Here is a 22,811-nt window from a genome sequence, read left to right on the forward strand (position 1 = left end):
CCCGTGACTCTCAGATCCCCACCGTGAAACCGCTGGACCAGCTCTGCATCGTGGAGACCATGGTGTCCCATGCGCCTGTGAGCAGCAGGACGCCGGTCACGATCATCATGCCGCCGCCGATCCGCATCACCCACGTGTAGTGCTTCTTCACCCAGGCGAACGCGCCGAGCGCCTTGCGGAAGGCGACGGCCGTCAGGATGAACGGCACCCCGAGACCGAGGCAGTACGCGACGGTCAGCATCGCCCCGCGGCCGGCGCTGGCCTCCTGCGCGGCGAGCGCGTTGACGGCGGCGAGCGTCGGGCCGATGCACGGTGTCCAGCCGATGCCGAACAGCGCGCCGAGCAGCGGCGCGCCGACGAGCCCGGCGACCGGCTTCCGGTGGAAGCGGAACTCGCGCTGGGTGAACCAGGGCATGAGGCCCAGGAAGAACACGCCCATGAGGATCATGAGCACGCCCAGGACGGTGGTCAGGGTGTCGCGGTGCTCCTGGAGCGTCCAGCCGAAGAAACCGAAGAGCGCCCCGCTGGAGACGAAGACGGTGGAGAAGCCGAGCACGAACAGCGCCGCGCCCGCGGTCATCCGGCCGCGCCGGGCCTCGCCGAGGTCGGTGCCGGTGACGCCGGTCACGTAACTCAGATAGCCGGGGACGAGCGGCAGCACGCACGGCGAGAAGAAGGAGACGAGCCCGCCGAGCGCGGCGATCGGCAGCGCGAGCAGCAGGGTGCCGCTCAGCACCGTCTGATTGGGATCCACGTCACATTCCCCGTTTCCGATTCCCGGTCACTTCTCGGCGAGGAGCGGGTCGATCATGGAACGGAGCTTGGTGTCGTCGAGCGCCATGAGGGAGCGCGCGGCGATCTTTCCGTCCTTGTCGAGAACGATGGTGGACGGAATGGCCTGCGGATTCAGGGTGCCCTTGGGGAATCCGTTGAGAATGAGCTTTCCGGCCGGGTCGAAGAGGCTGGGATACGTGATCCCGTAGTCCGCTTCGAAGTTGACGGCCTTGGTCTTCTCGAAGTCGCGGGTGTTGATCCCGACGAACTCGACGGCCTTGCCCTGGGCCTTCATCTCCTTGGCGACCTTGGCGAAATGCGGCGCCTCGGCGCGGCAGGGGCTGCACCAGGAGCCCCAGACGTTGAGGACGACGACCTTGCCCTTGAAGTCGGCGACGTCCAGCTGCTTGCCGTCGACCGTCTCGCCGGCGAGCTTGCCGGCCGCCTCGCGCTCGCCCTTGGCGACGGTGGAGATACCGCCCGTGTTGGTCACGAAGTTGGTGCCGCCACCGCCACCGGACTTGCCGTTGGAATCGGAGCTGCATGCGGTCAGCGCGAGCGCGGCGGCCAGGGTTCCGACCGCCAGCAGGGCGCGACGAGGGGCGCGGCTAAGGCTCATGTGAAAAGTTTCGCATGGGCGCTTCGGGGATCTTGGGCGCCCCCCTACGTGCCCGTAAAGCCCCTTGTCAAGAAAACCTAAGCCGTCTTGAGGAATGTGTTCCAGCCACCCGCCGGCGACTGCCCGACCTCAAGCGTACGCAGCTTCGCCAGGATCTTCGGATCCTGCACGTCCAGCCAGTCCGTGAACTGCTTGAAGGAGACCAGCCGGACGTCCTTCTTCCCGGCCATTTGCTTCAGGGCCTCCTCGACGGCGTCCATGTAGATGCCGCCGTTCCACTGCTCGAAGTGGTTGCCGATGAAGAAGGGCGCGCGGTTCGTCTCGTACGCGCGCTTGAAGCCCGACACGTACGCCCCGGTGGCCTGCTCGCGCCAGCCCGGGTAGCGGGAGGGCATGCCCTTGGTGGTGTTCTTCGACTGGTTGGCGAGCATGTTGTAGTCCATCGAGAGGACCTCGAAGGAGTGGCCCGGGAAGGGCACGGCCTGGAGCGGGAAGTCCCAGATGCCCTTCCGCTTGACCGGCCACATCTGGCGGCCGCCCGGCGAGCTGGCGTCGTAGCGCCAGCCGAGCCGCCTGGCGGTCGGCAGCAGGTTGTCCTGGCCGAGCAGGCAGGGGGTGCGGCCGCCGACGAGCTCCTTGGCGTAGTCGAAGGGCAGCGCGTCGAGGTCGGTCCAGCCGCTGTTCGTCTTCCACTTCGTCACGAAGCCGATCGCCTGGTCGATCTCGTTCTGCCAGTCGGCCGGGGTCCAGTGGGCGACGGAGCCGGAGCCGCCGCAGAAGTGCCCGTTGAAGTGCGTGCCGATCTCGTGGCCCTCCAGCCACGCCTGGCGGACGTACTTCAGGGTCGCCTTGACGTGCTCGTCGGTGAGGTAGCCGATGTCGGAGGCGCCGACGCGGTTGTTCGGCGGCCGGTAGAGGTCCTTCTTCGACTCGGGCAGCAGATAGAGCCCGGAGAGGAAGAAGGTCATCCGCGCGTCGTGGTTCTTGGCCAGCTCCAGGAAGCGCGGGAAGAGGCCGTTGCCCACCTCGCCGGCGCCGTCCCAGGAGAACACCACGAACTGCGGCGGGGTCTGACCGGGCTGCAGCGGCACGGGGGCGTCGGGCTGGTTCGGCTGCTTTCCGGTGTCGGAGGTGGAACCGTCACCGATGGGCTTGCCGTCGTTCTGCGTGGGCGTGGCGGAACCGTCCGGGCCACCGTCCGCGTTCCCGTCCTTGCCCGAACCCGAACGGCCGCCCTTGTCCGGGCCGTTGGTGCTGCACCCGGCGATCCCGAGCGCCGCGGCCGCCCCGACGCCCGCGCCGAGGAGCTTCCTCCGGCTGACCTGCCCCATCCCGCGCATCCGATCCCCACATCCCGCAATACAACGACGCAACCGACATCCAGTGAGATGCCGGGAGGAACTCGGAGGTTCCGGGAAATAGCACAATAATTTCAAGGCGGTCGTTCGCCCGTGCAGGACACGAACGAACGACCGCCTTGATGATGAGCCAGGAGGGCCGGTACGGGCTACGCCCCGAAGGCCTTCGCCTTCCCCTTGACCGGCTTGGCCCCGGCGCGCAGGTGCTCCGGTACGAGGTCCAGGGCCGGCTCGCTGTAGCCGACGGACACGATCCGGTCGCCCTGGTACGTGAACGAGGTCAGCGAGGCCAGCGTGCACTGCCGGCGCCGCGGGTCGTGCCACAGCCGGCGCTTCTCCACGAAGCTGCGCACGATCCAGATCGGCAGCTGATGGCTCACGCACACCGCCTCGTGGCCACGGGCCGCGTCCTTCGCCGCGTCGAGCGCGCCCATCATGCGCACGACCTGCTCCAGGTACGGCTCACCCCAGGACGGCTTGAACGGGTTGGTGAGGTGCCGCCAGTTGCCCGGCTTGCGCAGCGCGCCGTCGCCGACGCCGAAGGTCTTGCCCTCGAAGACGTTCCCCGCCTCGATGAGGCGCGGGTCGGTGGCCAGGTCGAGGCCGTGGGTCTTGGCGATCGGGGCCGCCGTCTCCTGCGCCCGCTCCAGCGGGGAGGACACGACATAGGTGATGTCCCGGCCGGCGAGGTGCTCGGCGACCCGGTCGGCCATCTGACGGCCCAGCTCGGAGAGGTGGTAGCCGGCGCGGCGGCCGTAGAGGATGCCGTCCGGGTTGTGGACCTCGCCGTGGCGCATCAGGTGGACGACGGTGACGTCGGTCATGCCTGGACCTCCGTGGCCTCGGCGGCGGCGCGGGCGGCCGCGGGCAGGGCGGCGGCGATGCGCTCGACCGCGCGCTCGTCGTGGGCGGTGGACACGAACCAGGACTCGAAGGCCGACGGCGGCAGGTAGACGCCGTCCGCGAGCATCGAGTGGAAGAAGGCGTTGAAGCGGAACGCCTCCTGCTTCTTCGCGTCGTCGTAGTTCCGCACCTCGTCCGCCGTGAAGAACACCGAGAACATGTTGGACGCGGTCTGCAGCCGGTGCGCCACGCCCTCCTTGGTCAGCGCGTCCGTGACCAGGCCCTGGATCTCCTTCGACACCGCGTCGACCTTGTCGTACGCGGCCTGGTCGAGCAGCTTCAGCTGCGCGAGTCCGGCGGCGGTCGCGACCGGGTTACCGGAGAGCGTGCCGGCCTGGTAGACCGGGCCGGCCGGGGCGAGGTGGCCCATGACGTCGGCACGGCCGCCGAAGGCCGCGGCCGGGAAACCGCCGCCCATGACCTTGCCGAAGGTCATCAGGTCGGGGCGGACGCCGTCGACGCCGTACCAGCCGGCCCGCGAGGTGCGGAAACCGGTCATGACCTCGTCGGAGATGTACAGCGCGCCGTTCTCCCGGCACAGGTCCGCGAGGCCCTGGTTGAAGCCCGGCCGCGGCGGCACGACGCCCATGTTGCCCGGCGACGCCTCGGTGATCACACAGGCGATCTCGCCCGGGTGCGCGGCGAACGCGGCCCGCACCGCCTCCAGGTCGTTGTACGGCAGCACGATCGTGTCACCGGCCTGGGCGCCGGTCACGCCGGGCGTGTCGGGCAGGCCGAAGGTGGCCACACCGGAGCCCGCCGCGGCGAGCAGCGCGTCCACGTGGCCGTGGTAGCAGCCCGCGAACTTGACGACCTTCGCGCGCCCGGTGAAGCCGCGGGCGAGCCGGATCGCCGACATCGTCGCCTCGGTGCCGGAGGACACCAGGCGGACCTGCTCGACCGGCTCGATCCGCGCCACGATCTCCTCGCCGAGCGCGACCTCGCCCTCGCCCGGCGTGCCGAAGGAGGTGCCGCGAGCCACCGCCGCCTGCACCGCCGCGGTCACCTCGGGGTGCGCGTGCCCGAGGATCATCGGCCCCCACGAGCAGACCAGGTCGACGTACTCGCGACCGTCGGCGTCGGTGAGGTACGGACCGGTACCGGACACCATGAACCGGGGCGTTCCACCCACGGCCCGGAAGGCTCGTACCGGAGAGTTCACGCCGCCGGGCGTCACAACCGAGGCGCGGTCGAAAAGCGTCTGTGAGACTGGAGCTTCGTATGAATACGGCACTGTGATCCTGACCTGCGAGTACGACGTGTGATACGGAGGGACGGTGTGGGCACCCTGTGAATTACGCCGGGGCGTCTGTCCTCCGCGTCTGCGAAACTGGGGCGTCATAGGGATGGCTCACGGAATCCATGGTGTCAGAGGCCACGGCGATCTTGCGGACAGGTGTTTCACCGCAGGACCCTGGGGGAGGTCACTGTCACGATGATCGGACCGCGTGGCGGACGCGTGCGGCCTGGAACAGTAGTCGGGTGGAGATATGCATCGCGGTGGCGGACCGGGTGAGGGGACTGACGACCTGGGTCCCGACCCTGTCCGGCGGGGGAGGCACCGGCGCCGGAGGACGGAAGAGCCGAGGGCCAACGAGCCGCGCACGGGCGAGCCGAGACCGGGCGATCCGAGGTCGAGTGAGCTGAGGTCGAGCGATCCGAGGTCGAGCGATCCGAGGTCGAGTGAGCTGAGGGGGAACGAGCCGCGGGGGAACGAGCCGCGACCGGGCGAGTCGAGGGTGAGCGATCCCCGGAGGAACGAGCCGAGGATGGGCGAGCCGCGAGGGAGCGATCCCCGGGGAAGCGAGTCGCGGGCGAACGAGCCGAAGGCTTACGAGTCGCGGACGCACGAGCCGAGAACGGGCGAGTCCCGGACGGGCGAGGGGCGCATGGGTGAATCTCGTACGGGCGAGTCGCGCCTGGGCGAGCCGCGCGTGGGCGAGTCGCGCCTGGGCGGGGAGGCTCCGAAGAGCGGCGACGCTTCGAGGGGCGGCGCTTCGAGGGGCGGCGAGCCGCCGGTCGGGGATCCGGGCGGTGTCGTGGACGACTCGCGGCTCGGCCGGGCCAGGGCCCGGCGTGCCCGGGCGGCGCGCGAGGCACGTGAGGCGCGGGAGACCACCGACCGGATCGACGGACCGGCGGTGGACGGCGCGAGTGTCGGGAGAGGCCGCTTGGGGGTGACGTACAAGTACTTCGGCGCACCGGACGGCGCGACCGCAGCCCGCGTCCCGATCTCGATGCGTCCCGAGGAGCTCGGCGGCGACGAGCTCGGCATGGGCGGCATGTTCACCCGGATCAAGCCGGAGACCATAGCCGCGATGGTCCTCACGGGCATCCAGGGCATGCCCCTGCACAAGGTCCCTCCGCTCGAACTCGTCGTCCTGCACCCCGACTACGCGGTGGTGAAGCTGCCCATGACCGCCGTCGACCCGCTGCGCGGGATCGGCGAGGAGTCGGTCGGCGCCGCCGCCTTCATCTGGTCCACGGTCCCCGACCGCGGCGGCCCGCAGGACGCGTTCAACGTCTACCAGCTGCTGCACGAGTGGCAGGACTTCAGCCACCGTCTGCACGAGGCGGGCCACCAGCCGTACTGCCTGGTGTGGCCGTAGGGCCCGTACCACCCACACAGCGCGGCGAGGCCGCCGCGCGCCGGGATCAGCGGGATCTCCTCCGTGGCGTGGGCGACGGAGGAGAACGGGTCGCTGCGGAAGATCGGCGGGGCAAGCCGTTCGGGCGGCGGGTCTCGCCGAGCCGCGCGCTGTCCAACGGACGTCCTACCAGCAGGCGTTTCGCCGCGTTTCCAGCTCTCATAAGTGCTGAAGTTAGGACGAATCGGATCTAATGCGCGGAAGCCGCGCCCGTCCGGAAGGACCAGTCTGTGCTGAGCGTTGTGCCCACCGCCCGCCCCATGAAGATCGGCGAGGTCGCGGAGCGGACCGAACTCCCCCTGCGCACCATCCGCCAGTACGAGGACAGCGGCCTGGTCGTCCCCTCCGCCGCCTCCGAGGGCGGTTTCCCCCTCTACACGGACGCCGACGTCGCCCGCCTGATGGTGATCCGCCGCATGAAACCCCTCGGCTTCACCCTCGACGAGACCCGCGACCTCCTCACCGCCCTCGACCACCTCGCGTCCCCCGACCTCGACCTCGACCCACCGACCCGCGCCGCACTCGTAGCCCGGGTCCGCCGCTACGAGGAGGCGGCGAGAGCCCGAGTGGCGGAACTCCGCGAGCAACTGGCCAGAGCGGAAGACTTCGCGACGTCGCTGGGAGGCTGGCTGGCGTAGGAACGAGGCGGAGCTTCGCGCCCCGCACGCCCGCCCGGGCCGCAGGGCGCCTCGCCCCAGCGCGGGCTGCTCCGCTCCCGCCTCTCCCCCTCCGTGCGGGCAATCGTCCCGCTGGGGTCCCCCCGGGGCGAAGCCCCAGGGGAGGGACGGATGGGCCCACGGGACGGCGCCCCTGCGGGCGCGTTCCGCTCCTCGGCCTACGCGGCCCACGACGGGCGGCGCCTCATGGACCGGGCCCGGAAAGCGGCCCTACAACCCCGTGTCCAACGCCCCCGCCACGTCCTCGAAGAACCGCGCATACGCCACCGCACTGGGCGGCGTCTCCGGATTCCACGGCGCCAACCGTGCCCCCGCCGGCACCCGGTGCGGCGGCACCGCGTTGACCCGGCTGTCGAAGAGCACCAGATCGGGCCCGAGCCCGACCGCGTACTCCCAATCCGTCGTCAGCCAGTTCGCCCCCGGCCCCGGCCCCGGGTCCACGAACCGCACCCCCAGCTCGGCGAGCCGCGCCAGCTCCGGCCAGGCGTGCGGCCGCGCCAGATGCACCTGCTCCGGGCCCGCACCCGACAGCGCGAGCACGTCGACCGCGCCGCGCCCGGCGGCAGCCCGTACCGCCGCCTCCGCGGCCGCCACGTCCGCCGCTCCCCTCTCCGCCGCCTCCGTCCCCGCCGCCCCCAGCGCCCCCGCCAGCTCCCCGAAGCGCGCGACGATCGCCGGCAGCGACAGCTCACTGCCCACGGACAGCGCGACCAGCGGCGCGCCGAGCCGCTCCGCGAACGCCTCGTCGAGCGCGTACGGGCTCTTGCCGTCGTAGGTCACGTCCACGACCAGGTCCGCGCCGCCCAGCTCCCGGATCCGCGCAGCCGCCGAATCGCCCAGGGCCCGGCCCGGCCCCAGGTACGGCACCTCCGCCGCCGCGAGCCCGCCCGCCTTGACCGGATCGAGGAGCTCGCCGTCGTGCCCGGAGCCGTAGACGGCGACCGGCCGTACGCCCAGGTCGAGCAGGGCCGCCCCGGCCCGTACGTACGCCACCACCCGCTCCGGCCGGCGCCCCGCCGTCAGGGCCGTGCCCCGGTCGTCCGTGAATCCCCACGCGCCCGTGCCCGCGCCCGCCGTGCCCGTGCCCGCGCCCGCCGTGTCCGTGTCCGCGCCCGCGCCCGTGCCCGCGCCTGCCGTGTCCGACATGCGGCTGCTCCCTCCCCGGCCGGAAATCTCCGTCCCCGCCACCTTGGGGCGGTTCCGCGGCCCGCACAAGAGGGCCTCGGGCAGCCCGGCCCCCCTGCCGAAAGACCCCCAGGGTGGTGTTAACTGAACAAGTCGGGAGGAAGCAGTAGGAATCGTCTCGCGCCCCCGGAGTCAGCCATGACCTTGCCCGGCCAGTTCTCGGACCCCCGCGTGCTCACCCTGTTCGGCCTGCTGGCCGTCACCGTCACTGTCACCGTCTGGGTGGCCGTCGGCCTGCGCGCCCGTACCCGCCGCCAGAGGGCCGCCGCCCCGCTGGAGCGCGTCTGGCACCCGCAGGAGTCGGTCGCCCTCACCCCGGCCGAGGAGCGGGCCTTCGGCCAGGTCGTCTCGCGCCTGTCGCCGGGCTCGGCGGGCCGCCTGCGCTGAGGACGTGAGTCCACGCTTGAAAGAGGCAGGCCGGAGCGGAAACCATGCGGCACATGACCGCCTCCGGATCCGCCTCAGAAACCACGGCCGGCCCCGGCGCGGAAACCGGCTCGGAGACCGGCCCTGGCGCGGAAACCGGCCCGGGCGCGGAAACCGGCGCCGGCCCGCGCCGCGACACCCGGGGCATCGTGGACCCCGCCGAACTGCTGGCCCGTGTCCGCTTCCGGCGCCACCTCCCGGCGCCCGGACTCCGCCCCTATCTGGAGCACTACTGGCTGATCGACTGGGACCTGACCGAGCCGTACGCGTCCCATGTCGTCCCGCATCCGTCCGTGAACGTCGTCTTCGAGCGCTCCTCCGATACGGGGGACTCCGCGGTCGTCTCGGGCATCGGCCTCGAACTCTTCACGAAGAAGCTGACCGGTACGGGCCGGGTCTGCGGCGTGCAGTTCCGCCCGGGCGGCTTCCGCCCCTTCGCGCCCGGGCTGCCGGTCTCGCACTGGACGGGCCGGATCGCGCCACTCGCCGAAGCGTTCCCGGGGGCGGGGACGTTCCGGGGGGCCGGACCTGGACCGGGGGTCGGACCTGGGGCCGGACCTGGGCCGGAGGCTGGGCCGGGGGCCGGACCGGGGGCCGGACCGGGGGCCGGACCTGGGCCGGAGGCTGGGCCGGGGGCCGGACCGGGGGCCGGACCTGGGTCGGGGGCTGGGCCGGGGATGGGGCCCGAGGGCATGGCGCAGGTGCTCGCGCCCGCCGACGACGCCGCACGCGTGGCGGCGCTCGACGCGTTCCTGCTGGCCCACGGCCCCGTCGCCGACCCGGCCGCCGAGCAGGCGATGGCCCTGGTCGACCTGGTCCGCACGGACCGCACGGTCCGCCGCGTCTCGGCCCTCGCCCGCACCGCCGGTCTGTCCGCGCGCTCGCTCCAGCGCCTGTTCGCCTCCCACGTGGGCGTCGGCCCCAAGTGGGTCATCCTCCGCTACCGCATCCACGAGGCCCTGGAACGCGCCGACGGATCCGGCCCCACCACCGCTCCCCCGGACTGGGCCCGGCTCGCCGCCGAGCTGGGCTACAGCGACCAGGCCCATCTCGTACGGGACTTCACGGCGACGGTCGGGGTGCCGCCGACCGCGTACGCGCGGGCGTTGTCAGACCCGTGACCTAGGGTGCGGACATGGAGACCACACGCACCTCCGTCCGCCTCGAACCGTGGTCCGAGGGCGACTTCGAGCTGCTCCGGGCCATGAACGCGCCGGAGTTGATGACCCATCTGGGCGGCCCCGAGACCGACGAACAGCTCGTCGCCCGCCAGCAGCGGTACGAGACGGTGGCCGCCGACGCGGAGCGGCCCGGCTGCATGTTCCGGATCGTCGTGCTGCCGGAGGGCATACCGGCCGGCGCCATCGGCTTCTGGGAGTCCGAGATGGACGGCGAGCCCGTCTACGAGACGGGCTGGACGGTCCTGCCCGGCTTCCAGGGCCGGGGCGTGGCCACGGCCGCCACCCACGCGCTGGTGGAACGGGCCCGCGCCGAGGGCCGGTTCCACCATCTGCACGCCTTCCCCTCGACGGAGAACGGGCCGTCGAACGCGGTGTGCCGCAAGGCCGGCTTCACCCTCCTCGGCGAGGAGGACCTGGAGTACCCGCCGGGCCGCCCGATGCGGTGCAACAACTGGCGCTTCGACCTCGCTACGACGCCGGAGGGCTGAGCTCGCGGCTGAAGTGGAAGGCCACGATGTCGAAGCGCTCGCGCAGATAGAAGCGGTGCGCTCCGGTCCGGTGCGTCCCGGAGTCCAGGTTGAGCTCGTGACACCCGGCCGCCCGGGCGCGCCCTTCCAGGTGGGTGATCAGCGCACGCCCCACGCCGGTGGAGCGTGCGGTCTCCCGCGTCACCAGATCGTCCACGTACAGCGACCTCACCGAGCTGGTGTTGACGACGATCCGCCATCCGGCCACGCCCACGCACTGACCGTCGTCGGCGTACACGGCGGTGAAGCGCAGGCCCTGGGCGTGCCCCTCGGCGTAGACGTCCCGGAACAGCTCGGACGTGAGATGCGGGCGCAGCTCGCGCAGCACGGGCAGCAGCTCGGTCTCCAGACGGGGATCGCCGGGCTCCAGGTCGATGATCTTCATGCGTGGACGGTATCGCGGGACGTGGCGCTGACGGGAGGGCACTGAGCCCGCTCGCGGGCCGCGGCCGGGGCGCGGCCAGGGGCCCGAGCCGCAGCCGCGGCCGGGGCGCGGCCCGCGACCGCGCGGGGCTCGCACCTCGCCGAAATGCCTGGCCGCGCCTCCGCACCCGGTGACATCCTGTCCCCGTGAACGGACCGGAGATCCAGATCAGCTTCGCCCCCGGCCTGCGGCTCTTCGTCGCGGCGGAACGGCGCTCGGGGCACACCACCGTGGCCACCGACGGCGCCTCGTCGCTCGGGCATGTGGTGGAGTCGCTGGGCGTGCCGCTCACGGAGGCCGGGCGGCTGCTCGTGGACGGGCGGCCCGTGGACCCGTCGCACGTGCCGGCGGCCGGCGAGACGGTCGACGTGGAGGGCGTCGAGCGCCCCCAGCCGGTGCCCGGCGCACCGCTGCGGTTCCTGCTCGACGTACACCTGGGCACCCTCGCCCGCCGGCTCCGCCTGCTCGGCGTCGACGCCGCGTACGAGAGCGAGGACATCGGCGACCCGGCGCTCGCCGCGCGCTCCGCGCAGGAGCGGCGGGTGATGCTGTCGCGGGACCGGGGGCTGCTGCGCCGCCGCGAGCTGTGGGCGGGCGCGTACATCTACAGCGACCGGCCGGACGAGCAGCTGCGCGACGTCCTGGAACGCTTCGCGCCGCGGCTCGCGCCCTGGACCCGCTGCACGGCGTGCAACGGGCCGCTGACCGACGCCGACAAGGACGCGGTGCGCGACCAGCTGGAGTCGGGTACGCAGAAGTCGTACGACGTCTTCGCGCGGTGCACGGAGTGCGGCCGGGTGTACTGGCGGGGCGCCCACCACGCCCGCCTGGAGGCGATCGTCACGGACGCGGTCCGCGAGTTCGGCGGGGCGACCGCGTGAGGCGGCCCGCGCGCTAGTCGAACTCGCCCGACCTCAGCCGCTCGATCTGAGTGGCGCTCAGTTCGACCGTGCGCCGCATGTGGGTGGTGAGCAGGGCGAGTTCGGCGTCGCCGTAGTCGTCGTAGAGGTTGCCCCAGGTGCTGTTCAGGCGCCGCCAGAACGCACCGAGCTCGGCCATCCGCTCGGGCACGGCGGCCACCATCACCCGGCGCCGGTCCTCGGCGTCCCGCTCGCGCCGGACGTAACCGGCCCGTTCGAGGCGATCGACGAGCCGGGTGGCGGACCCGGTGGTGAGCCCGGTGAGCTCGGCGACCCGCCCGATGGTGACCGGCTCCGGCTCCAGGCCGAGCAGGCTGAGGCACTGCACGTCGGTCGGGTGCAGACGCAGATGATCGGCGACGGCCTGGTTGAACAGGGCGTAGGCGGCCATGTACCGGCGGGCCTCGCTGTGCAGCTCGGCCATGAGGGCGTCCCGGCGGGCGGATTTCTGCTGCGGCATGCAGAAAGTGTACGAAGCAGCGACTGCGCCGCCGCGCACGACCGGTCCCGCGTCGCCGACTCGCCACTGGCCCGCGCCAGGCGGCCGAGCTTCGCCAGCCCCTGGCGGCGAGCGCCCCACCACCCGTCACCCCGGCGCGCCGGCCACGCCGACAGCCGCCCCTGGCGCGCGCCCCGCGCCCGCCCGGCGGCGGGCCCGCACCGGGCCGCCGGCCCGCGCCGGCGGTCCATCCGCCGTCACCCGACGGCCCCCGGAGTCGCCCGCCGCCGCCCGACGCCGCCCTACGGCGCCTCCGCCGTCAGATACCGCTGCACCGTCGGCCCCAGCCAGGCCACGACCTCCTCACGGGACATCTCCACGGCGGGCGGCAGCCGCAGCACGTAACGGGCCAGCGCCATGCCCATGATCTGCGCCGCGGCGAGCGCCGCCCGCCGCGGCGCCTCGGCCGGGACGGGGCAGACGCCACGCGTGACGGGACCCAGCTGCTCGGCGAAGATCGCCTGCACCCGCTCGGCCCCGGCAGGGTTGGTGACGCCGACCCGCAGCATGCCGGTCAGCACGTCGTCGCGCTCCCAGCGGTCGAGGAAGTGCTCGACGAGGGTGGTGCCGACGTGCTGGGCCGGAAGCGCGCCGAGCTCGGGTATCTCCAGCTCGATGGCGGAGGCCGCGGCGAACAGCCCCTCCTTGTTGCCGTAGTAGCGCATGACCATCGACGGGTCGATCCCGGCGTCGCGGGCGATGGCCCGGATGGTCGCGCGCTCGTACCCATCGGCGGCGAAGCGCTCGCGGGCGGCTTCGAGGATCGCGTTGCGGGTGGCGTCGGAGCGGCGTGCGGTCGTCATGCCAACAACTGTAGGCCAACAGGTGTTGACACGCCAGCGCGCCGGGCCTACATTTGCCAACAAGCGTTGACCAACAATCGTTGGCCAACGAGCGTAGGCACGCAGGCATCCCTTGGAGGCAGCGATGAGCACCACGGGCACCACCTCTCCCACCCCTGCGCACGGCACCGGCGCCGACGTCGACACCGACGTCCTCGTCGTCGGCGGCGGCCCCACGGGCCTCCTGCTCGCCGGCGACCTCGCCGCCGCCGGCCTGCGGGTCACGCTCGTCGAGCGGCGCGCCGCCGGCATAAGCAATCTGACCCGCGCCTTCGCCGTGCACGCCCGCACCCTGGAACAGCTCGACGCCCGCGGCCTCGCCGACGAACTGGTCGCCACCGGCACCCGGCTCACCCGGCTGCGCCTGTTCGGCCGCGCCTCCCTCGACCTCTCGGCCCTGCGCACCCGCTTCCCGTACCTGCTCATCACGCCGCAGTACGAGGTCGAGCGCCTCCTCGAACGCCGGGCGCTGTCCACAGGCGTGGAGTTCCGGTACGGGACGGAACTGCGCGGCCTGCGCCAGGACGCCGACTCGGTCACCGCCGAACTCTCCGGCCCCGAACTCTCCGGCCCCGAACCCACCGGCCCCGCAACGTCCGGCCCCGCACCGTCCGACCACGAGCCCGCCCGGCCCGTCACACTCCGCGCCCGCTACCTCGTCGGAACCGACGGCGTGCGCAGCGCGGTGCGCGGCGCGCTCGGCCTGCCCTTCCCGGGTGCGTCCGTGATCCGCTCCATCGTCCTCGCGGACGTCCGCCTCGCCGAGAAGCCCGAGAACCTGCTGACCGTCGCGGCAGGCGGCGACTCCTTCGCCTTCATCGCCCCCTTCGGCGACGGCTGGTACCGGGTGATGGGCTGGGACCGCGCCCGCCAGGCCCCCGACGACGCGCCGGTCGACCTCGAAGAGCTCCGGACCATCGCCCGCCGCGCCCTCGGCACCGACTACGGCATGCACGACGCACGCTGGGTCTCCCGCTTCCACAGCGACGAGCGACAGGCCCCCGCCTACCGCTCCGGCCGCGTCTTCCTCGCCGGCGACGCCGCCCACGTCCACTCCCCCGCCGGCGGCCAGGGCATGAACACCGGCCTCCAGGACGCCGCCAACCTCTCCTGGAAGCTCGCCGCGGTCCTCCGCGGCGAGGCGTCCGCCCCCGAAGCCCTGCTCGACAGCTACCAGGCCGAGCGCCACCCGATCGGCTCACGCGTACTGCGCAGCAGCGGCGCCATCGTCCGGCTCGCCATGGCCCACACCCCGCTCCAGCGCGCCGCCCGCACCCTCGCCGCCCGGCTCCTCGGCACCGTCAAGCCCGCCGCCGCCCGCGCCATGGGCCAGATCAGCGGCATCGGCATCTCCTACGGCCCCGGCGCACGCCGCGTCCCCGACCTGAAGCTGCGCGAGGGCCGGCTCTACGAACTCCTGCGCAAGGGCGAGTTCGTCCTGGTCGCCCCCGAGGGCGCCGAGCCGGCCCTGCCCCGTACGGCACCGGTCACTGCGGACCGGGTCATACGGGCCACCTGGGCGAACCCGGCCCGCCGCGACACCGTCCTGGTCCGCCCCGACGGCTACACGGCCGCGTAGCCACCGCCGGAGTCCCGGCCCCGGCCCGACCCGGCCCCGGTCAGAAGACGTACGGGTCGCCGGTCGCGAGGACCAGGACACGGTGGCGGTCGTTGTGCGGATTGACGTCGGTGACGCCGTCGCGCCACGCGGTGCGGATGTCCACGGTCAGCTCGTCCGGCCTGCCCGCGGTCCGCAGGTCGAGCGCGAGCCGGCCGGCCGCGCCGGCCGCCCGCAGCTTGCCCGTACGGCAGGACACGACCCGGTCGCTGCTCCAGAGACAGGCCGGCGGCAGCTCCTGACCGCCCGCCATCGGCACGGAGAAGGCGATCCGGACGGTCGCCTGGGAGACGTCCGAAGGACCGTGGTTCTCGCTGACCAGGCGGACACCGAGCCGCCCGTCCCAGAGGGAGAGGTGACCGTGGTGGGACAGATCCGCCTCCGGGCCGGCGGCCCGGGCACCCGCGCCCGTACCGGTCACCAGGGCAGCGGCCAGGGTCAGGCCGAGCAGCACCTTGCGCATCGCACTCATGCCCCGAAGATACCGACTGATACCCATATGTTCTGACTATCCATCAGCCGCGTGTCCCGAGTCGCCCGTGACACACCGACACCGACACCGTGACACCCGTGACACCCGGGACACCAGAGGCACCCGAGGCACCCGCGGCTCCGTGAAACCCTTCCGCCATGCTCATCGCCCGCTCCGCCCTCCTCTTCCTCGTCGCCGCCCTCTTCGAGATCGGCGGCGCCTGGCTCGTCTGGCAGGGCGTCCGGGAACACCGCGGCTGGATCTGGATCGGCGCCGGCGTCCTCGCCCTCGGCGTCTACGGCTTCGTCGCCACCCTCCAGCCCGACGCCGAGTTCGGCCGCATCCTCGCCGCCTACGGCGGGGTCTTCGTCGCCGGCTCCCTCGCCTGGGGCATGGTCGCCGACGGCTACCGCCCCGACCGCTGGGACGTCACCGGCGCGCTGATCTGCCTCGCCGGCATGGCCGTGATCATGTACGCCCCGCGCGGCCGCTGAACCACCCGTCCTATCCTGACGACGCCATCGACACAATCGACCGCACGCGCGAGGAGCACCCCATGACCGCCGCCGGCAAGCCCATCGCCGTCGTCACCGGAGCCAGCAGCGGCATCGGTGCCGCCACCGCCCGACAGCTCGCCGCCGCCGGCTACCGCGTGGTCCTCACCGCCCGCCGCAAGGACCGCATCGAGGCCCTCGCCGCCGAGATCACCGACGCCGGCCACCAGGCCACCGCCTATGCCCTCGACGTGACCGACCGCGCCGCCGTCGACGAGTTCGCCACCGCCTTCCGCACGCTCGCCGTCCTCGTCAACAACGCCGGCGGCGCCCTCGGCGCCGACCCCGTCGCCACCGGCGACCCCGACGACTGGCGCCGCATGTACGAGGTCAACGTCATCGGCACGCTCAACATGACCCAGGCCCTGCTGCCCGCCCTCACCGCGAGCGGCGACGGCACGGTCGTCGTCCTCTCCTCCACCGCCGGCCACGCCACCTACGAGGGCGGCGCCGGCTACGTCGCCGCCAAGAACGGCGCCCGCGTCCTCGCCGAGACCCTCCGCCTGGAGATCGTCGGCACCCCGGTCCGCGTCATCGAGGTCGCCCCCGGCATGGTCAAGACCGAGGAGTTCGCCACCACCCGCTTCGGCGGCGACACCGAGAAGGCCGCCAAGGTCTACGCCGGCGTGGCCGAGCCGCTCACCGCCGACGACGTCGCCGACACCATCACCTGGGCCTGCACCCGCCCCCCGCACGTCAACATCGACCTCCTGGTCGTCCGCCCCCGCGCCCAGGCCTCCAACACCAAGGTCCACCGCGAGCTCTGACCCGGACGAGGCCCGGCCCGGAGCGCCGCCGGGCCGGTCACGGCCCGCGGTGCTTCACTGACGGCATGCCCTTCGAACACTACGGCGTGCTCTCGGGAATCCTGTACCGCCACTACCGCGACCGGCCGGACAACCAGGGCCGCTGGTTCCACGTCCACGCGGAGGTGGACGCGCCGGGCAGGCGCTACCACTGCGCGATCGACGTCGACAGCCACCAGTCCAACGTCGGCGTGCACTGGAAGACCTTCACCCTCGACGCGTCCGCCGTCGGCCCGGCCGCGACACTCCCCCAGGGCCTGCACAACCTCGCGTCCACACCGGACTCCGGCGCCCTCGACTACCTGCGCCACCCGGCCCTGGTGGACCGCTCCGGAGTCCTCTTCCAGCGCCGCCCGCCGTCCTGGCTGCAGGAACTGCTCGACCTGTTCGGCTCCCGCCCCTGGCAGGAGGGCTCCAACCTGGACGCCGCCACCGCACTCGAACCGATGCTGACCCCGGGCCGGCACGCCCTCTTCTTCGGCGAACCCTTCGACGACGGCCCCGAAGGCGAAGCCGGCCTGCACAACATCCACCAGAACCAGGGCGACCCCGCCGGCTCCCAGTGGTGGCCCGAGAACGGCATCTGGCAGGACGGCGCCACCCTCACCCAACGCCCCGACGGCCGCTGGGACGTCTTCCTGAACAGGTTCTCCAGCCAGTCCGACCACACGAACATCCTGGGCCACCCCGAGGCCTGACACCTTCGGGTGAACCACCCCGAAAGCCCCCACGGCGCCCGAACGCCCGCCCTACGGTCGAAACAACTCCATACAGAACGGCCCTCGGCCGGGACGGCAATCCCGACCGAGGGCCTCACCATCTGGAAGTAGGGCTTCCCATGGCTGAGCAGGACCTTAGCGCCCCCGTGCGCTTCATGGACCTCGAAGACCCCCGCTACGCGTACATGTTCGGCTTCCTCCAGGCCGACGGACACCTCGCGCAAGGCACGGGCCAGAAGGGCAGGCTGACCGTCGAGATCAACGCCCGAGACATCACGCTCCTGGAGGAGTTCCAGCGGCTCACTCCGTACAACAGCAGCATCACCCGGCGCACCCGATCGACGAACTTCGCCGCCGTCAGCCACACAGCGACCTGGTCGCTGTGTGCCCTGGAGGCCCGCACGAAGCTGAACGAACTCGGCCTGCCATACGGCCGTAAGTCAACGCGCATCACGCCGCCCCGAGTGCCGTTCTCCCGCCCTGACTACCTCCGGGGTGTCATCGACGCCGACGGCTCCACGGGCTTCACCGGGCAGGGCCTCCCGTTCATCGGCCTCACAACGGCGAGCACCGCCATTGGAGCGTATCTGTGCCACTACACGAAGAAGATCATCGGCGCTCAGCGCCTCATCAAACGAAACGCTCGCGACGGGGTCTACAACATCCTGTACACGGCAGAGGTGGCGCAGCAGCTCGCGGCCCATCTGTACTACCCCGGCTGCTTGTCGCTGGAGCGCAAGCGCACTGCAGCGAACTCACTCTCCACCTGGGAGCGTCCGGCTGGAATGAAGAAGAGGCCATCACGCATCGAGTGGACTGTCGAGAAGGATCGGATCCTGCTCGCAGCGCCAACGCTCGCAGCAGCGGCCGCGACATTGGGGCTCTCGCAGAGTGCGTGCCAGGTCCGCCGGTGGAAGTTGGACCACGGACTCGTCCCCCTGCCTCGCTGAGTAAGCACAAGGGGCGGTACACGCGTACCGCCCCTTTTCGCTTGCCTCAGCCCTTCACATTGACGACCTGCTTGAGCTTCGCGACGACCTCGACCAGGTCCCGCTGCTGCTCCATTACCTGCTCGATCGGCTTGTAGGCCCCCGGAATCTCGTCCAGCACGCCGGCGTCCTTACGGCATTCCACGCCCCGCGTCTGCTCCTCCAGGTCCCGCACCGTGAACCGCCGCTTCGCCGCGCTCCGACTCATGCGCCGGCCGGCCCCGTGTGAAGCCGAATTGAACGCGGCCTCGCTGCCAAGCCCCTTCACGATGTACGAGCTGGTGCCCATGGAGCCAGGGATGATCCCGAACTCCCCGGATCCCGCGCGGATCGCTCCCTTACGGGTGACCAGCAGGTCCATGCCCTCGTACCGCTCCTCCGCCACATAGTTGTGATGGCAGGAGATCACCGGCTCGAAGGCCACCTTCGCCTTCCGGAACTCCCGACGGATGACCTCCTGGAACAGCGCCATCATGATCGCGCGGTTGTACTTCGCGTATTCCTGCGCCCAGAAGAGGTCGTTGCGGTACGCCGCCATCTGCGGCGTGTCCGCGACGAACACCGCAAGATCGCGATCCACCAGACCCTGGTTGTGCGGCAGCTTCTGTGCCTCGCCGATGTGGTACTCGGCAAGCTCCTTGCCGATGTTGCGGGACCCGGAGTGCAGCATCAACCAAACCGAGCCTTGGCCATCGATGCAAACTTCGCAGTAGTGATTTCCCGAGCCAAGGGTTCCCATTTGCTGTTCCGCCCGGCCCCGGCGGAACTTCACCGAATCGGCCACGTCATCGAACCGCGACCAGAAGTCCCCCCACCCCGCCGTCGGGAACTGGTACAGCCGCCCCGGGTCCACCATCTCCCGGTGCATGCCGCGCCCCACCGGGATCGCCTGCTCGATCTTCGAGCGCAGTCGGGACAGATCACCCGGCAGGTCGTTCGCCGTCAGTGACGTCTTGACCGCCGACATGCCGCAGCCGATGTCGACGCCGACCGCCGCCGGGCACACCGCGCCGTGCATCGCGATGACCGAGCCGACCGTCGCGCCCTTGCCGTAGTGCACGTCGGGCATGACGGCCAGGCCCTTGATCCACGGCAGGGTCGCCACGTTGTGGAGCTGGCGCATCGCGCCGTCCTCCACAGACGCCGGGTCGGCCCACATCCGGATGGGCACCTTCGCGCCCGGTACCTCGACGTACGACATAATTGCCCACTTCCCCCGAAAAGTCTGAAAACGCAAAAACCGGAGCCAAAGCCCGTACAGGTGACCGCGGACCGGCATCAACGGCCGTGCGTGCGATACACATTGTGTTCACCGCGCCATGCGGGGCAGCAAACAGTTTTCGGGGGATTCCTCCGGGAGTCCGGAGAAGGGAGCCTGGGATCGTGCAGCGTAAGGCGTACGTGCTCTCCGCGGTCGCTCTCGCCGTCGGTCTCGGGATCGGCCTGACGGGCTGTTCCTCCGGCACGGCCGCCGACGTCGGCGCCGTCGACTCCAAGGCCGGCCCCGCCGCCGCCTCCGCCGCGCCACCGGGGCGCTACCGGACGCTGTTCGAGCCGTGTGGTGCCGTGCCCCGGGCCACGCTCAGGGACCTGCTGCCCGGTGCCGCCGGGCTGCCCGACGCCGAGCGCGACCGCGTCTACCGCGGGACCGCGGCGGCGACGTTCGACACCGACCGGCGGGTGGGCTGCAGTTGGAAGGCGGCCACGCCCGACGCGACGCACCAGCTGACGCTCGACATCGAGCGGGTGGTCTCCTACGACCCGCTGGTCAGCGACGACGACCGGGCGCAGCAGGTGTTCGCGGGCAAGCAGACCGGCGCCGGCATCGCGCCGGTCGCGCCGACCGCGACGCCCCCGGCGTCGAGCCCGGCGACGCCCTCGGCGTCGAGCCCCGCGTCGAGCCCCGCGTCGGCCAAGCCCAAGGCCACGCCCCCGCCGGCCGCGTCCACCGATCCCGCGTCCGCCCCCGGCGCCGCGTCGCCGATGGCCGGCCAGGAGCCGGCCCACGCGCCGCAGGGCCCGGTCACCCCGCCGCCCGCCCAGACCGCGGTCGCGAGCAGCACGGCTGCGACGCCTCCGGCCGCGTCGCCGACGGCCGGTCTGGAGCCTCGGGTCCTCGACGGTCTCGGTGACGCCGCGTACCTCGACGACACGCTCGTCACCACCGGTCCGTCCGGGCAGCAGCGGCTCGTCAGCGTGGTGTTCCGCACATCGAACGTCATCGTGACCGTCTCCTACGAGGAGCAGACGACCTCCTCCGCCGTTGCCCCCGACCGTGCGGAGCTGCAGGAAAAGGCCCGGAATCTGGCCCGTCTGCTGGCCGACCGGCTGGAGGAGTAGCGGTCGGGATGCGTTCCGTGACCGCCACCGGGCCGGGTCCGGACCACGTAACGTGTCGGCGTACCGTGGCCGCCCGGCCGCCGGCCGCCCAAGCGACTGCCCAAGCGACTGAAGGAACCATGCAGCGATCAGCCCCGCGCCTCTCCCGCATACTCGCCTGCGCCGCCGTCCCGGTGATGCTCGTCGCCGCCGGCTGCTCGTCCGGCTCCGACTCCGGGGACAAGGGCTCGGGCGCGCCGGACAAGGCCGCGTCGTCGGCGGCCGCCACGCCGTCGGCGGCGCCGACGACGAAGAAGGTCGAGCCGGCGAGGTTCGCGAAGCTGCCGGAGATCTGCACGTCGCTGTCGTCGAAGACGATCGACGAGCTCGTGCCGAAGGCGAAGAACAAGAAGGGCACGGCCGCGACCTCCAGTGACATCACCAGCCGTGGCGGCTGCTCGTGGAACGGCCTGGAGGACAAGGGCACCAAGGGCTCGAACTACCGTTGGCTCGACGTGTCCTTCTACCGCTACGAGTCGGACGCGACGCTCGGCAGCGGTCAGGAGCGCGCCGCCGAGAGCTACGCCAAGGAGCTGGCGAAGGTCCAGGCGACCGAGGGTGCGAAGAACCTGAAGACGACGAAGACGTCGGGTGTCGGCGACGAGGCGGACCTGGTGTCGTACGAGCTGCGCAAGACCGACGAGGACTTCGAGTACGCGTCGGTCGTGGCCCGCACGGGCAACGTCGTGGTGCTGCTGTCGTACAACGGTGCCGGTTACGCGGGTGCCAAGACGCCGTCGGACAAGTGGATCGCGGATGGCGCGGTGAAGGCGGCGAAGGAGGCCGTGGCGGCGGTCGCCGCGGCCAACAAGTAGCCGATACATAGCGGTTCGTCCCACTTTGCACGAAGCCCGTGCCTCCCCCGGAGGCCGGGCTTCCCGCACATGTGCCAGTCTGTGCCCGCGAGATGTCGTTCGACGGGAGGGGATCGCGGGTGGCCGCGATGCAGCTGACACGCACGCACCGCATACTCATCGGCATGGTCGTCGCCGGTGCGGTGGTGATCGCCGGGATCGGTTTCGCCGGCTCGTACGCGGCGGTGCGCGCGCTCGCCGTCGCCAAGGGCTTCGGCACCTTCTCGTACTTCTTCCCGATCGGCATCGACGCGGGCATCTGTGTGCTGCTCGCGCTGGACCTGTTGCTGACGTGGATCCGCATCCCGTTCCCGCTGCTGCGTCAGACGGCGTGGCTGCTCACGGCGGCGACGATCGCGTTCAACGGCGCGGCGGCGTGGCCGGACCCGCTGGGTGTGGGCATGCACGCGGTGATCCCGGTGCTGTTCGTGGTCGCGGTGGAGGCGGCGCGGCACGCGGTGGGCCGGATCGCGGACATCACGGCGGACAAGCACATGGAGGGCGTGCGGCTGACGCGTTGGCTGCTGTCGCCGGTGCCGACGTTCCGGCTGTGGCGGCGGATGAAGCTGTGGGAGCTGCGTTCGTACGAGCAGGTGATCAAGCTGGAGCAGGAGCGTCTGGTGTACCAGGCGCGGCTGCAGGCCCGTTACGGGCGTCTGTGGCGGCGCAAGGCGCCGGTGGAGGCGCTGATGCCGCTGCGGCTGGCGAAGTACGGGGTTCCGCTGGCGGAGACGGCGCCGGCGGGTCTGGCGGCGGCGGGGGTGGAGCCGGTGCTGCTGCCGTCGGCGCCGCAGGTCGCGGTGGCGGAGGTGGCCGCGCAGCCGCTTGCTCCGCAGCCGGCCGCTCCGCAGCTGGAGCAGGCGCAGCCGCAGCCGGTCCAGCCCCTGCAGACGCAGGTGCCCGCGCAGGCCCAGGTGCAGGGCCAGGCGCAGGGCCAGGCGCAGGTCCCGGCTCAGCCGGTGAACCACGAGAGCCCGTGGTTCGACGCTCCGCAGGTCTCGCCCGAGGCGTACGAGGGCACGTACAACCCGAACATCGTGGAGGGCCTGGAGCCGACTCCGGTGCCGGTCCCGCTCGGCCCGGAGGACGTTCCGCCGGCGACGGGTCCGGAGGAGTTCGTCCCTTACCCGGAGTACGTCGAGTACGTGGAGCCGGAGCCGCCGATCGACGAGTTCGCCGAGGTCGCGTACAAGGCGATGCGGGCGTTCGTGGACGAGCACCAGGCGTTCCCGAGCAACGAGCAGCTCGACATACTGCTCGCCGACCTGTTCGGGGTGCAGCACCCGCGCAGCACCTCGCTGCTCCGTCAGCTGGCCCCCCAGCTGCGTGAGCGCATCCAGCAGGAAGAGGCCGAGAACCACATTCCGTGACGGATCCGCAGACGCGTGAGGGCCGCCACCCGGTGCCGGGTGGCGGACCGCACGCCGAGGGTGCAGG

General features: G+C 71.9%; 25 protein-coding genes. 14 read left to right on the plus strand and 11 right to left on the minus strand.

Going from position 1 to position 22,811, the window contains the following annotated elements:
* Window positions 1-10: 10 nt before the first annotated feature.
* The 5 genes from ACWEJX_RS21795 to hemL all read right to left on the minus strand — a co-directional run bounded on the left by ACWEJX_RS21795 (window position 11) and on the right by hemL (window position 4,888).
* On the minus strand, window positions 11-754 hold the full coding sequence (locus tag ACWEJX_RS21795; RefSeq protein WP_451609072.1) for a cytochrome c biogenesis CcdA family protein: 744 nt from the start codon (window positions 752-754) through the stop codon (window positions 11-13).
* 27 nt (window positions 755-781) lie between these two features.
* A complete protein-coding gene (locus tag ACWEJX_RS21800) occupies window positions 782-1,393 on the minus strand; it encodes a TlpA family protein disulfide reductase (RefSeq protein WP_451609073.1) in 612 nt (203 codons plus the stop codon).
* 77 nt (window positions 1,394-1,470) lie between these two features.
* The gene (locus ACWEJX_RS21805; protein ID WP_451609074.1) at window positions 1,471-2,724 is read right to left on the minus strand and encodes a hypothetical protein; all 1,254 of its coding nucleotides are present in this window, start codon (window positions 2,722-2,724) and stop codon (window positions 1,471-1,473) included.
* A gap of 176 nt (window positions 2,725-2,900) precedes the next feature.
* On the minus strand, window positions 2,901-3,575 hold the full coding sequence (locus tag ACWEJX_RS21810; protein WP_403800211.1) for a histidine phosphatase family protein: 675 nt from the start codon (window positions 3,573-3,575) through the stop codon (window positions 2,901-2,903).
* The gene (gene hemL, locus ACWEJX_RS21815; RefSeq protein WP_451609075.1) at window positions 3,572-4,888 is read right to left on the minus strand and encodes a glutamate-1-semialdehyde 2,1-aminomutase; all 1,317 of its coding nucleotides are present in this window, start codon (window positions 4,886-4,888) and stop codon (window positions 3,572-3,574) included. The genes ACWEJX_RS21810 and hemL overlap by 4 nt, the downstream gene beginning before the upstream one ends.
* Window positions 4,889-5,693: 805 nt before the next feature.
* Between hemL and ACWEJX_RS21820 the strand changes: the two genes are divergently transcribed.
* Both ACWEJX_RS21820 and ACWEJX_RS21825 read left to right on the plus strand, forming a co-directional pair.
* Window positions 5,694-6,263 (plus strand): hypothetical protein, encoded by a 570-nt coding sequence (locus ACWEJX_RS21820; protein WP_451609095.1) that lies wholly within the window; start codon window positions 5,694-5,696, stop codon window positions 6,261-6,263.
* A gap of 299 nt (window positions 6,264-6,562) precedes the next feature.
* Window positions 6,563-6,940, plus strand: coding sequence for a MerR family transcriptional regulator (locus ACWEJX_RS21825; RefSeq protein WP_451609096.1), 378 nt, complete (start codon window positions 6,563-6,565; stop codon window positions 6,938-6,940).
* Window positions 6,941-7,189: 249 nt separating this feature from the next.
* Here ACWEJX_RS21825 and ACWEJX_RS21830 read toward each other — a convergent pair whose 3' ends face one another.
* Window positions 7,190-7,975 (minus strand): ABC transporter substrate-binding protein, encoded by a 786-nt coding sequence (locus ACWEJX_RS21830; RefSeq protein WP_451609097.1) that lies wholly within the window; start codon window positions 7,973-7,975, stop codon window positions 7,190-7,192.
* A gap of 327 nt (window positions 7,976-8,302) precedes the next feature.
* Between ACWEJX_RS21830 and ACWEJX_RS21835 the strand changes: the two genes are divergently transcribed.
* From ACWEJX_RS21835 to ACWEJX_RS21845, 3 genes are read left to right on the plus strand one after another with little or no spacing between them, the layout of a single operon-like run.
* On the plus strand, window positions 8,303-8,551 hold the full coding sequence (locus tag ACWEJX_RS21835; RefSeq protein WP_451609076.1) for a hypothetical protein: 249 nt from the start codon (window positions 8,303-8,305) through the stop codon (window positions 8,549-8,551).
* A 53-nt stretch (window positions 8,552-8,604) separates the two neighbouring features.
* Entirely contained in the window at window positions 8,605-9,711 is a 1,107-nt protein-coding gene (locus tag ACWEJX_RS21840) for a DUF6597 domain-containing transcriptional factor (protein ID WP_451609077.1), read from the plus strand.
* A gap of 14 nt (window positions 9,712-9,725) precedes the next feature.
* Entirely contained in the window at window positions 9,726-10,259 is a 534-nt protein-coding gene (locus tag ACWEJX_RS21845) for a GNAT family N-acetyltransferase (protein WP_451609078.1), read from the plus strand.
* Here the strand turns inward: ACWEJX_RS21845 and ACWEJX_RS21850 are convergent.
* The gene (locus ACWEJX_RS21850) at window positions 10,240-10,683 is read right to left on the minus strand and encodes an N-acetyltransferase family protein (protein ID WP_451609079.1); all 444 of its coding nucleotides are present in this window, start codon (window positions 10,681-10,683) and stop codon (window positions 10,240-10,242) included. The genes ACWEJX_RS21845 and ACWEJX_RS21850 overlap by 20 nt on opposite strands.
* A gap of 185 nt (window positions 10,684-10,868) precedes the next feature.
* On the opposite strand from ACWEJX_RS21850, the gene ACWEJX_RS21855 reads away from it, so the two are divergent.
* Window positions 10,869-11,603, plus strand: a complete 735-nt coding sequence (locus ACWEJX_RS21855; protein ID WP_451609080.1) for a Mut7-C RNAse domain-containing protein — start codon at window positions 10,869-10,871, stop codon at window positions 11,601-11,603.
* A gap of 13 nt (window positions 11,604-11,616) precedes the next feature.
* On the opposite strand, the gene ACWEJX_RS21860 is transcribed toward ACWEJX_RS21855, so the two are convergent.
* Window positions 11,617-12,102 carry a MarR family winged helix-turn-helix transcriptional regulator gene (locus tag ACWEJX_RS21860; protein ID WP_451609081.1) on the minus strand — a complete coding sequence of 162 codons (486 nt, stop codon included), beginning with the start codon at window positions 12,100-12,102 and terminating at the stop codon, window positions 11,617-11,619.
* A gap of 281 nt (window positions 12,103-12,383) precedes the next feature.
* A complete protein-coding gene (locus ACWEJX_RS21865; RefSeq protein ID WP_451609082.1) occupies window positions 12,384-12,944 on the minus strand; it encodes a TetR/AcrR family transcriptional regulator in 561 nt (186 codons plus the stop codon).
* A 124-nt stretch (window positions 12,945-13,068) separates the two neighbouring features.
* Here ACWEJX_RS21865 and ACWEJX_RS21870 point away from each other — a divergent pair, with 124 nt between their 5' ends.
* Window positions 13,069-14,562 carry an FAD-dependent monooxygenase gene (locus tag ACWEJX_RS21870; RefSeq protein WP_451609083.1) on the plus strand — a complete coding sequence of 498 codons (1,494 nt, stop codon included), beginning with the start codon at window positions 13,069-13,071 and terminating at the stop codon, window positions 14,560-14,562.
* A gap of 40 nt (window positions 14,563-14,602) precedes the next feature.
* Here the strand turns inward: ACWEJX_RS21870 and ACWEJX_RS21875 are convergent, their stop codons facing one another.
* Window positions 14,603-15,073, minus strand: coding sequence for a hypothetical protein (locus ACWEJX_RS21875; protein WP_451609084.1), 471 nt, complete (start codon window positions 15,071-15,073; stop codon window positions 14,603-14,605).
* A gap of 158 nt (window positions 15,074-15,231) precedes the next feature.
* Here ACWEJX_RS21875 and ACWEJX_RS21880 point away from each other — a divergent pair, with 158 nt between their 5' ends.
* The 4 genes from ACWEJX_RS21880 to ACWEJX_RS21895 all read left to right on the plus strand — a co-directional run bounded on the left by ACWEJX_RS21880 (window position 15,232) and on the right by ACWEJX_RS21895 (window position 18,102).
* The gene (locus ACWEJX_RS21880) at window positions 15,232-15,567 is read left to right on the plus strand and encodes a YnfA family protein (protein ID WP_403800179.1); all 336 of its coding nucleotides are present in this window, start codon (window positions 15,232-15,234) and stop codon (window positions 15,565-15,567) included.
* A 62-nt stretch (window positions 15,568-15,629) separates the two neighbouring features.
* A complete protein-coding gene (locus ACWEJX_RS21885; RefSeq protein WP_451609085.1) occupies window positions 15,630-16,394 on the plus strand; it encodes an SDR family NAD(P)-dependent oxidoreductase in 765 nt (254 codons plus the stop codon).
* Window positions 16,395-16,459: 65 nt separating this feature from the next.
* Window positions 16,460-17,131 carry a DUF2278 family protein gene (locus tag ACWEJX_RS21890; RefSeq protein ID WP_451609086.1) on the plus strand — a complete coding sequence of 224 codons (672 nt, stop codon included), beginning with the start codon at window positions 16,460-16,462 and terminating at the stop codon, window positions 17,129-17,131.
* Window positions 17,132-17,271: 140 nt separating this feature from the next.
* Window positions 17,272-18,102 (plus strand): hypothetical protein, encoded by an 831-nt coding sequence (locus ACWEJX_RS21895; RefSeq protein WP_451609087.1) that lies wholly within the window; start codon window positions 17,272-17,274, stop codon window positions 18,100-18,102.
* A gap of 46 nt (window positions 18,103-18,148) precedes the next feature.
* On the opposite strand, the gene ACWEJX_RS21900 is transcribed toward ACWEJX_RS21895, so the two are convergent.
* Complete coding sequence (locus tag ACWEJX_RS21900; RefSeq protein ID WP_451609088.1) at window positions 18,149-19,342, minus strand: RtcB family protein; 1,194 nt, start codon at window positions 19,340-19,342, stop codon at window positions 18,149-18,151.
* A gap of 182 nt (window positions 19,343-19,524) precedes the next feature.
* Here ACWEJX_RS21900 and ACWEJX_RS21905 point away from each other — a divergent pair, with 182 nt between their 5' ends.
* The 3 genes from ACWEJX_RS21905 (at window position 19,525) to ACWEJX_RS21915 (ending at window position 22,744) form a co-directional block, all read left to right on the plus strand.
* Window positions 19,525-20,481: a DUF3558 domain-containing protein gene (locus ACWEJX_RS21905; RefSeq protein ID WP_451609089.1), complete on the plus strand. Its 957-nt coding sequence runs from the start codon at window positions 19,525-19,527 to the stop codon at window positions 20,479-20,481.
* 119 nt (window positions 20,482-20,600) lie between these two features.
* Window positions 20,601-21,335: a DUF3558 domain-containing protein gene (locus tag ACWEJX_RS21910; protein WP_451609090.1), complete on the plus strand. Its 735-nt coding sequence runs from the start codon at window positions 20,601-20,603 to the stop codon at window positions 21,333-21,335.
* Window positions 21,336-21,454: 119 nt separating this feature from the next.
* A complete protein-coding gene (locus ACWEJX_RS21915) occupies window positions 21,455-22,744 on the plus strand; it encodes a DUF2637 domain-containing protein (protein WP_451609091.1) in 1,290 nt (429 codons plus the stop codon).
* The last annotated feature ends 67 nt before the right edge of the window (window positions 22,745-22,811 follow it).

Source organism: Streptomyces sp. NPDC004788 (assembly GCF_053601115.1).

Bases quoted from the DNA above. Each gene is read 5' to 3' on its own strand.
- ACWEJX_RS21800 (WP_451609073.1), bottom strand. From the start codon at position 1,393: ATGAGCCTTAGCCGCGCCCCTCGTCGCGCCCTGCTGGCGGTCGGAACC.
- ACWEJX_RS21805 (WP_451609074.1), bottom strand. From the start codon at position 2,724: ATGGGGCAGGTCAGCCGGAGGAAGCTCCTCGGCGCGGGCGTCGGGGCG.
- ACWEJX_RS21810 (WP_403800211.1), bottom strand. From the start codon at position 3,575: ATGACCGACGTCACCGTCGTCCACCTGATGCGCCACGGCGAGGTCCAC.
- ACWEJX_RS21825 (WP_451609096.1), top strand. From the start codon at position 6,563: ATGAAGATCGGCGAGGTCGCGGAGCGGACCGAACTCCCCCTGCGCACC.
- ACWEJX_RS21835 (WP_451609076.1), top strand. From the start codon at position 8,303: ATGACCTTGCCCGGCCAGTTCTCGGACCCCCGCGTGCTCACCCTGTTC.
- ACWEJX_RS21840 (WP_451609077.1), top strand. From the start codon at position 8,605: ATGACCGCCTCCGGATCCGCCTCAGAAACCACGGCCGGCCCCGGCGCG.
- ACWEJX_RS21845 (WP_451609078.1), top strand. From the start codon at position 9,726: ATGGAGACCACACGCACCTCCGTCCGCCTCGAACCGTGGTCCGAGGGC.
- ACWEJX_RS21850 (WP_451609079.1), bottom strand. From the start codon at position 10,683: ATGAAGATCATCGACCTGGAGCCCGGCGATCCCCGTCTGGAGACCGAG.
- ACWEJX_RS21860 (WP_451609081.1), bottom strand. From the start codon at position 12,102: ATGCCGCAGCAGAAATCCGCCCGCCGGGACGCCCTCATGGCCGAGCTG.
- ACWEJX_RS21865 (WP_451609082.1), bottom strand. From the start codon at position 12,944: ATGACGACCGCACGCCGCTCCGACGCCACCCGCAACGCGATCCTCGAA.
- ACWEJX_RS21870 (WP_451609083.1), top strand. From the start codon at position 13,069: ATGAGCACCACGGGCACCACCTCTCCCACCCCTGCGCACGGCACCGGC.
- ACWEJX_RS21875 (WP_451609084.1), bottom strand. From the start codon at position 15,073: ATGAGTGCGATGCGCAAGGTGCTGCTCGGCCTGACCCTGGCCGCTGCC.
- ACWEJX_RS21880 (WP_403800179.1), top strand. From the start codon at position 15,232: ATGCTCATCGCCCGCTCCGCCCTCCTCTTCCTCGTCGCCGCCCTCTTC.
- ACWEJX_RS21885 (WP_451609085.1), top strand. From the start codon at position 15,630: ATGACCGCCGCCGGCAAGCCCATCGCCGTCGTCACCGGAGCCAGCAGC.
- ACWEJX_RS21890 (WP_451609086.1), top strand. From the start codon at position 16,460: ATGCCCTTCGAACACTACGGCGTGCTCTCGGGAATCCTGTACCGCCAC.
- ACWEJX_RS21895 (WP_451609087.1), top strand. From the start codon at position 17,272: ATGGCTGAGCAGGACCTTAGCGCCCCCGTGCGCTTCATGGACCTCGAA.
- ACWEJX_RS21900 (WP_451609088.1), bottom strand. From the start codon at position 19,342: ATGTCGTACGTCGAGGTACCGGGCGCGAAGGTGCCCATCCGGATGTGG.
- ACWEJX_RS21910 (WP_451609090.1), top strand. From the start codon at position 20,601: ATGCAGCGATCAGCCCCGCGCCTCTCCCGCATACTCGCCTGCGCCGCC.